The organism is Atopobium sp. oral taxon 810 str. F0209 (assembly GCF_000466405.1).
Classification (GTDB): Bacteria; Actinomycetota; Coriobacteriia; order Coriobacteriales; family Atopobiaceae; genus Olegusella.
Genome location: NZ_KE952969.1, coordinates 1 through 5,412 on the forward strand (window position 1 = coordinate 1; position 5,412 = coordinate 5,412).

The 5,412-nt window shown below is 55.0% G+C and carries 3 rRNA genes; all 3 read left to right on the forward strand.

Going from position 1 to position 5,412, the window contains the following annotated elements:
• Positions 1-297 precede the first annotated feature (297 nt).
• A 16S ribosomal RNA gene (locus HMPREF9069_RS08270) occupies positions 298-1,810 on the forward strand.
• 240 nt (positions 1,811-2,050) lie between these two features.
• A 23S ribosomal RNA gene (locus HMPREF9069_RS08275) occupies positions 2,051-4,980 on the forward strand.
• 106 nt (positions 4,981-5,086) lie between these two features.
• Positions 5,087-5,201, forward strand: a 5S ribosomal RNA gene (gene rrf / locus HMPREF9069_RS08280).
• Together the 16S, 23S and 5S rRNA genes form the textbook arrangement of a ribosomal RNA operon.
• The last annotated feature ends 211 nt before the right edge of the window (positions 5,202-5,412 follow it).

The window sequence follows — 5,412 nt, forward strand, 5'->3', positions numbered from 1 at the left end:
ACCCCCATATATGGAAACACCATGGAGAGTCATCTATAACGCTCGCAAAGTAGGGGCGGGGTGCGTATAGTGATTCCTCGCGTTGCAGCACACAAGCAACGCAGCGAACCTTGAAAACCGGATACTGCGATTGATGAAATCGATGAGAGACAGACGAAATGAAAGTCATTTCGGAGAGTGTGTACCACAATTTCGTATAACACAAACCGATCAATTTCATTGAATCCGAGATCAGCGTGATTTCGGGGACGGACCGACTCAAAACAGTAGATTCGCTACTTACTTAAAGTAGCTTTTCGAACGGAGAGTTCGATCCTGGCTCAGGATGAACGCTGGCGGCACGCTTAACACATGCAAGTCGAACGATTAAAGCACCTTCGGGTGTGTATAGAGTGGCGAACGGCTGAGTAACACGTGGGCAACCTGCCCTTCAGTTTGGAATAGCTACGGGAAACCGTGGGTAATACCGGATGATCCACTTCCCTCGCATGAAGGAAGTGGCAAAGATTTATCGCTGAAGGATGGGCCCGCGGCCTGTTAGCTTGTTGGTGAGGTAACGGCTCACCAAGGCAGTAATGGGTAGCCGGGTTGAGAGACCGACCGGCCAGATTGGGACTGAGACACGGCCCAGACTCCTACGGGAGGCAGCAGTGGGGAATCTTGCGCAATGGGCGAAAGCCTGACGCAGCGATGCCGCGTGCGGGATGAAGGCCTTCGGGTCGTAAACCGCTTTCAGCAGGGACGAGGCCGCAAGGTGACGGTACCTGCAGAAGAAGCCCCGGCTAACTACGTGCCAGCAGCCGCGGTAATACGTAGGGGGCGAGCGTTATCCGGATTCATTGGGCGTAAAGCGCGCGTAGGCGGCCTGTTAGGTCAGGAGTTAAATCCGGGGGCTCAACCCCCGTCCGCTCCTGATACCGGCAGGCTTGAGTCTGGTAGGGGAAGGCGGAATTCCAAGTGTAGCGGTGGAATGCGCAGATATTTGGAAGAACACCGGTGGCGAAGGCGGCCTTCTGGGCCACGACTGACGCTGAGGCGCGAAAGCTAGGGGAGCGAACAGGATTAGATACCCTGGTAGTCCTAGCCGTAAACGATGGACACTAGGTGTGGGGGGATCATCCCTCCGTGCCGCAGCTAACGCATTAAGTGTCCCGCCTGGGGAGTACGGCCGCAAGGCTAAAACTCAAAGGAATTGACGGGGGCCCGCACAAGCAGCGGAGCATGTGGCTTAATTCGAAGCAACGCGAAGAACCTTACCAGGGCTTGACATATAGGTGAAGCGGTGGAAACACCGTAGCCGAAAGGAGCCTATACAGGTGGTGCATGGCTGTCGTCAGCTCGTGTCGTGAGATGTTGGGTTAAGTCCCGCAACGAGCGCAACCCCCGTCGTATGTTGCCAGCGGTTCGGCCGGGCACCCATACGAGACCGCCGGCGTCAAGCCGGAGGAAGGTGGGGACGACGTCAAGTCATCATGCCCCTTATGTCCTGGGCTGCACACGTGCTACAATGGCCGGCACAATGGGCTGCCAGGTCGCGAGACCGAGCGAATCCCTAAAGCCGGCCCCAGTTCGGATTGGAGGCTGCAACCCGCCTCCATGAAGTCGGAGTTGCTAGTAATCGCGGATCAGCACGCCGCGGTGAATGCGTTCCCGGGCCTTGTACACACCGCCCGTCACACCACCCGAGTCGTCTGCACCCGAAGTCGCCGGCCCAACCTTTTGGAGGGAGGTGCCGAAGGTGTGGAGGGTAAGGGGGGTGAAGTCGTAACAAGGTAGCCGTACGGGAACGTGCGGCTGGATCACCTCCTTTCTAGGGAGATACGCTTTCTAGGAAGCATCATTTACTTTTTACTTCTATGGGCGGCCCGTCCTTAATCAGTTTGTTTCTCATTGCACCGTCTCGGTGCGCAGTGTCCGGTCTCGAGGGTTCGCCCTCACCGTACCTTGAGAGCCGCATAGCGTGATGTAGATTGAAATCTACATTCTCCTTAATTTAACAAGATCGCATCAAGAAGATGTGCAAATCATCGTTATGTGATACCAACCATCAAAAGAAGATGGTAAGAGCACACGGTGGATGCCTTGGCACAGGAAGCCGATGAAGGACGTGACAAGCTGCGATAAGCTGCGGTTAGGGGCACATTCCCGCCTGACCCGCAGATTTCCGAATGGGCAAACCCACGTGGGGTAATTCCCACGTACCTCGCGCCGAACACATACGCGCGAAGGAGGCAACCCGGGGAACTGAAACATCTAAGTACCCGGAGGAATAAAAATCAAACGAGATTCCCCTAGTAGTGGCGAGCGAACGGGGACCTAGGCCAAACCGATGGTAGCTTTTGCGCCGTCGGGGTTGTGGGGCCGGTGTTGTGCAGTCAAAAATTCTTTAAGAAGTGGAATGGTGTGGGAAAGCCAACGAGACAGGGTTACAGTCCCGTACACGAATCTTTAAGAACTGCCATCCGGTTCCCGAGTACTGCCGGACACGTGAAACCCGGTGGGAAGCTGGGGGGACCACCCTCCAAGCCTAAATACTCTCCTGTGACCGATAGTGAACCAGTACCGTGAGGGAAAGGTGAAAAGCACCCCGGGAGGGGAGTGAAATAGTACCTGAAACCGTGTGCTTACAAGCAGTCGGAGCAGATTTATTCTGTGACGGCGTGCCTTTTGTAGAATGAGCCAGCGAGTTACGGTATGCGGCGAGGTTAAGCCAGTAAGCGAGCCGCAGCGAAAGCGAGTCTGAATAGGGCGTACATAGTCACATGCCGTAGACGCGAAGCCAGGTGAGCTATCCATGAGCAGGCTGAAACGGGGGTAAGACCCCGCGGAGGGCCGAACCCACTTAGGTTGAAAACTGAGGGGATGACTTGTGGATAGGAGTGAAAGGCCTATCAAACCTGGAGATATCTCGTTCTCCCCGAAATAGCTTTAGGGCTAGCCTCGGACGTTTACCTGCGGAGGTAGAGCACTGAATGGACGCGGGGGCCTCACCGCCTACCAACTCCAATCAAACTCCGAATGCCGCCGGTCTAGAGTCCGGGAGTCAGAACATGTGGGCTAAGCTGTGTGTTCGAAAGGGAAACAGCCCAGACCGCCCGCTAAGGTCCCTAAATCCATGCTAAGTGGCAAAGGATGTGCGTTTGCTCAGACAACCAGGATGTTGGCTTAGAAGCAGCCATTCATTTAAAGAGTGCGTAATAGCTCACTGGTCGAGTGGACATGCGCCGACAATATACGGGGCTAAGCATGGTACCGAAGCGGCGGACTGATTTATCAGTGGTAGGGGAGCTTTCCGTCTGGAGTGAAGCTGTAGGATAACCTGCGGTGGACCGGCCGGAAGTGAGAATGCTGGCATGAGTAACGAGAGCGGCGTGAAAAACGCCGCCGCCGTAAACCCAAGGTTTCCTGGGCAAGGCTAATCCTCCCAGGGTCAGTCGGGAGCTAAGGCGAGGCCGGAAGGCGTAGTCGATGCACAGCAGGTTGATATTCCTGCACCTCCAAAGCAATGTTTGAGCAATGGGGTGACGGAGAAGGGTAGCTCAGCGGGGTTCTGGACGTCCCCGTGAGGACACGTAGGCTGACAGATTGTGAAATGCGTCTGTCATATAGGCTGAGGTGTTGGACGAAGCAATTGAGTGAAGTGAGTAAGCCCATACTTCCGAGAAAAACCTCTAGTTAGTTGCTAGGAGCCCGTACCGCAAACCGACACAGGTGGGTGGGTAGAACATACCAAGGCGATCGGGAGAACTATGGTTAAGGAACTCGGCAAAATTACCCCGTAACTTCGGGAGAAGGGGTGACCGCTCGGTGATAGGACTTGCTCCTTGAGCCTAAGCGGCCCACAGTAAAGAGGTCCAAGCGACTGTTTATCAAAAACACAGGACTCTGCTGAAGTCGTAAGACGACGTATAGGGTCTGACGCCTGCCCGGTGCCGGAAGGTCACGAGGAGCTGTTAGCGCAAGCGAAGCGGCGAATCCAAGCCCCGGTAAACGGCGGCCGTAACTATAACGGTCCTAAGGTAGCGAAATTCCTTGTCGGGTAAGTTCCGACCTGCACGAAAGGCGTAACGATTTGGACACTGTCTCAACCATAGACCCGGTGAAATTGCACTAGTCGTGAAGATGCGACTTACCCGCGGAAGGACGGAAAGACCCCGTGAACCTTTACTGCAGCTTGACATTGGCTGCCGGTGCGTCGCGTAGAGGATAGGTGGGAGACTTTGAAGCAGGGACGCCAGTTTCTGTGGAGTCACCCTTGGAATACCACCCCCGACGTATTGGCATTCTAACCCGTGGCCGTGATCCGGCATGGGGACCGTGTCAGGTGGGTAGTTTGACTGGGGCGGTCGCCTCCTAAAGAGTAACGGAGGCGCACGTAAGGTCTGCTCAGGATGGTCGGCAACCACCCTTTTGAGTGCAAGAGCATAAGCAGGCTTAACTGCGAGGCCTACAAGCCGAGCAGATGGGAAACCAGGTTCTAGTGATCCGGCTGCTTAGAGTGGAATTGCAGTCGCTCAACGGATAAAAGGTACTCCGGGGATAACAGGCTGATCTTCCCCAAGAGTCCACATCGACGGGAAGGTTTGGCACCTCGATGTCGGCTCATCGCATCCTGGGGCTGGAGCAGGTCCCAAGGGTATGGCCGTTCGCCATTTAAAGCGGTACGCGAGCTGGGTTCAGAACGTCGTGAGACAGTTCGGTCCCTATCCTCCGTGGGCGTAGGAAAATTGAGGGAGGCTGCCCCTAGTACGAGAGGACCGGGGTGGACGGACCTCCGGTGTACGGGTTGTTGACCAACAGCATTGCCCGGTAGCTGAGTCCGGTTAGGATAACCGCTGAAAGCATCTAAGCGGGAAGCCTGTCCCAAGATGAGTTTTCCTTTTGGTAAGACCCCTCGTAGACCACGAGGTGATAGGCAGCAGGTGTAAGACGTGCAAGCGTTTGAGCTGAGCTGTACTAATCGGTCGAGCTCTTCTTTTATTATTTGAGTTGGGCACATCATCTTATGTATCTTGTTGATGGAGAATCACGCTGTGCGGCCCTGAGGGTACGGCTGAGGTCGTACCTGATGGAACGCCTCTAGTTGGTCAGCGACCATAGCAGGGGAGGCACACCTGGTCCCATTCCGAACCCAGAAGTTAAGCCCCCGAGCGCCAATGGTACTGCGGTGTAGTCCGTGGGAGAGCAGGTCGTCGCTGACCAACTAGGGGCGCTTTGTTTTGCGCCGAAAAGGGTTTTGGCGCAACAAACGCCACGCATTCTTTCAAGCAGCACGGCTTTGTTTGCCAAACGCCACGTATTACTTCAGAAAAAAATGTCAAACGCCACAAATCTCTTCAATGTCCTTCATGTTTGCGCAGGTAGATTTTTCCTGTGTGAAATAGAGTGTGGCTTTTGGCTAAAAAAGTGAAG